Origin of the sequence: Streptomyces sp. WELS2, assembly GCF_013870595.1 — a bacterium.
Taxonomy (GTDB): Bacteria; Actinomycetota; Actinomycetes; order Streptomycetales; family Streptomycetaceae; genus Streptomyces.
On sequence record NZ_JACBWZ010000747.1, the window covers coordinates 1 to 3031 of the forward strand.

The 3031-nt window shown below is 69.6% G+C and carries 3 protein-coding genes; all 3 read left to right on the top strand.

From position 1 onward, the window contains the following. Positions 1 to 152: 152 nt before the first annotated feature. On the top strand, positions 153 to 1751 hold the full coding sequence (gene abc-f, locus H5J33_RS29180) for a ribosomal protection-like ABC-F family protein (protein WP_181797809.1): 1599 nt from the start codon (positions 153 to 155) through the stop codon (positions 1749 to 1751). 336 nt (positions 1752 to 2087) lie between these two features. Beyond that, the gene (locus H5J33_RS29185; protein ID WP_004002281.1) at positions 2088 to 2309 is read left to right on the top strand and encodes a helix-turn-helix domain-containing protein; all 222 of its coding nucleotides are present in this window, start codon (positions 2088 to 2090) and stop codon (positions 2307 to 2309) included. A 117-nt stretch (positions 2310 to 2426) separates the two neighbouring features. Beyond that, positions 2427 to 3031: enoyl-CoA hydratase/isomerase family protein (locus H5J33_RS29190; protein ID WP_181797810.1), on the top strand; the 605-nt coding region annotated here is incomplete at its 3' end.

The window sequence follows — 3031 nt, forward strand, 5'->3', positions numbered from 1 at the left end:
CGCCCGCCCCGCGTCCCGGTCGCCAGGACGCAGGAAAACCGCTTGCACCGCCCCGTTAGACTGGGGCCCATGGCCATTCTCCTCGCGCATTAGACGGCGGGAACGTCCTCAGCCGCCCACCCGCCAATCCCTGTACGCCCTGGAGTCTGTCCGTGATCTCCGCCTCCGGTATCGAGCTGCGCGCCGGTGCGCGCGTCCTCATCGAGAACGCCACCTTCCGTGTCGCCAAGGGCGACCGCATCGGCCTCGTCGGCCGCAACGGCGCAGGCAAGACCACCCTCACCAAGTGCCTGGCCGGCGAGGGCATCCCGGCCGCCGGCACGATCACCCGCTCCGGCGAGGTCGGCTACCTCCCGCAGGACCCCCGCACCGGCGACCTCGACGTCCTCGCCCGCGACCGCATCCTGTCCGCGCGCGGCCTCGACGTGCTGATCCGCAAGATGCGGGAGAACGAGGAGCGCATCGCCAACGGCAAGGGCTCCACCCGCGAGAAGGCCCTGAAGCAGTACGAGCGCCAGGAGACGGAGTTCCTCACCAAGGGCGGGTACGCCGCCGAGGCCGAGGCCGCCACCATCGCCGCCGCGCTGAACCTGCCCGACCGGGTGCTCGGCCAGCCGCTGCACACCCTCTCCGGCGGTCAGCGCCGCCGTATCGAGCTGGCCCGGATCCTGTTCTCCGACGCCGACACCCTGCTGCTGGACGAGCCCACCAACCACCTCGACGCGGACTCGATCATCTGGCTGCGGGACTACCTGAAGTCCTACCGCGGCGGCTTCATCGTCATCTCCCACGACGTCGACCTGGTGGACACGGTCGTGAACAAGGTGTTCTACCTGGACGCCAACCGCTCCACGATCGACGTCTACAACATGGGCTGGAAGCTGTACCAGCAGCAGCGCGAGGCCGACGAGAAGCGCCGCAAGCGCGAGCGCGCCAACGCCGAGAAGAAGGCCGCCGCGCTCAACGCCCAGGCCGACAAGATGCGCGCCAAGGCCACCAAGACGGTCGCCGCGCAGAACATGGCCCGCCGCGCCGAGAAGCTGCTCTCCGGCCTGGAGGACATCCGGATGTCCGACAAGGTCGCCAAGCTCCGCTTCCCGGAGCCCGCGTCCTGCGGCAAGACCCCGCTGATGGCCGAGGGCCTGTCGAAGTCGTACGGCTCGCTGGAGATCTTCACCGACGTCGACCTCGCCATCGACAAGGGCTCGCGGGTCGTCATCCTCGGCCTCAACGGCGCGGGCAAGACCACGCTGCTGCGCCTCCTCGCGGGCGTGGAGACGCCGGACACCGGCCGGGTCGTCCCCGGCCACGGCCTGAAGCTGGGCTACTACGCGCAGGAGCACGAGACTCTGGACCCCGACCGCACGGTCCTGGAGAACATGCGCTCGGCCGCCCCCGACATGGACCTGGTCGAGGTCCGCAAGGTGCTCGGCTCGTTCCTGTTCTCCGGCGACGACGTCGACAAGCCGGCCGGTGTCCTCTCCGGCGGCGAGAAGACCCGGCTCGCCCTCGCCACGCTGGTCGTCTCCTCGGCGAACGTGCTGCTCCTGGACGAGCCGACGAACAACCTGGACCCGGCCAGCCGCGAGGAGATCCTCGGCGCCCTGCGCACCTACAAGGGCGCGGTCGTGCTCGTCACCCACGACGAGGGCGCCGTCGAGGCGCTCCAGCCGGAGCGGATCATCCTGCTCCCGGACGGCGTCGAGGACCTGTGGGGCTCCGACTACGCGGATCTCGTCACCCTGGCGTGATCGACGGGCCGGATCCATCGCACATGGATCATTCGGCCTATCCGTGATCCATCATCTGTGTGAGATCTCCTCGTATCGGGGTGTGTCATACACGGATTTCGCGGCCGACCCCCCAGTAGCCGGGGGGCCGGCCGCTGCGCGTTGCTGACCTGGTACTTCGCGAATCCACTCGTACGGGCCCCTGGATCCCATCCGCTGGAATCACGTATTCCGTTTGTGGGGAACCCCTCCTGTCGTCACAACGATGTCTCACCGACCTTGCCGAATGGGTGGCCATCACGCCCGGGAGGGGTGATCATGAGGAGACCAGAGCGCACTTCCCATGAGGAGGCACGGGTGGCCGAGACTCTGAAGAAGGGCAGCCGGGTGACCGGCGCCGCGCGCGACAAGCTCGCGGCAGACCTGAAGAAGAAGTACGACTCCGGTGCGAGCATCCGGGCGCTGGCCGAGGAGACCGGCCGCTCGTATGGCTTCGTACACCGGATGCTCAGCGAATCGGGCGTCACGCTCCGTGGGCGTGGCGGAGCGACCCGGGGTAAGAAGGCCGCTTCGTCCTGACTCCGGGCGGCCCATCGGCTTCGATGGTGGCCACCCGGTCGGCGGTCCGACCGGCCGGGTGGTTACTGTGCAGTCACTTAGCTCAGCGCTGCTGACCGCACCCATCGGAGGCACCCCATGGCTTCGCCCGACCAGGACCTCGCTCCCGCACTCGACAAGGACGGCGTACGGCTCACCGTCGAGGACTCCCTCGCCACGGTGACGCTGACCAACCCGGCCAAGCGCAACGCGCAGACCCCCGCCCTGTGGCGGGCGCTCGCCGAGGCCGGGAGGCTGCTGCCGGGCTCCGTCCGGGTGGTCGTGCTGCGCGGTGAGGGCCAGTCGTTCTCCGCCGGGCTGGACCGTCGCATGTTCACCCCGGAGGGAATTCCGGGTGAGCCGACCTTCGTCGACCTCGCGCGCCGTGACGACGCCGGGATCGACGCGACCATCGCCGAATACCAGGAGGCGTTCACCTGGTGGCGGCGCACCGACCTGGTGTCCATCGCCGCCGTCCAGGGCCATGCCATCGGGGCCGGCTTCCAGCTCGCGCTCGGCTGCGACCTCAGGGTCGTCGCCGACGACGTCCAGTTCGCCATGCGCGAGACCAGCCTCGGCCTCGTTCCCGACCTGACCGGCACCCACCCGCTGGTCGGCCTCGTCGGATACGCCCGCGCGCTGGAGATCTGCGTGACCGGGCGGTTCGTCGGGGCGGAGGAGGCGGTGGCCGGCGGGCTGGCCAA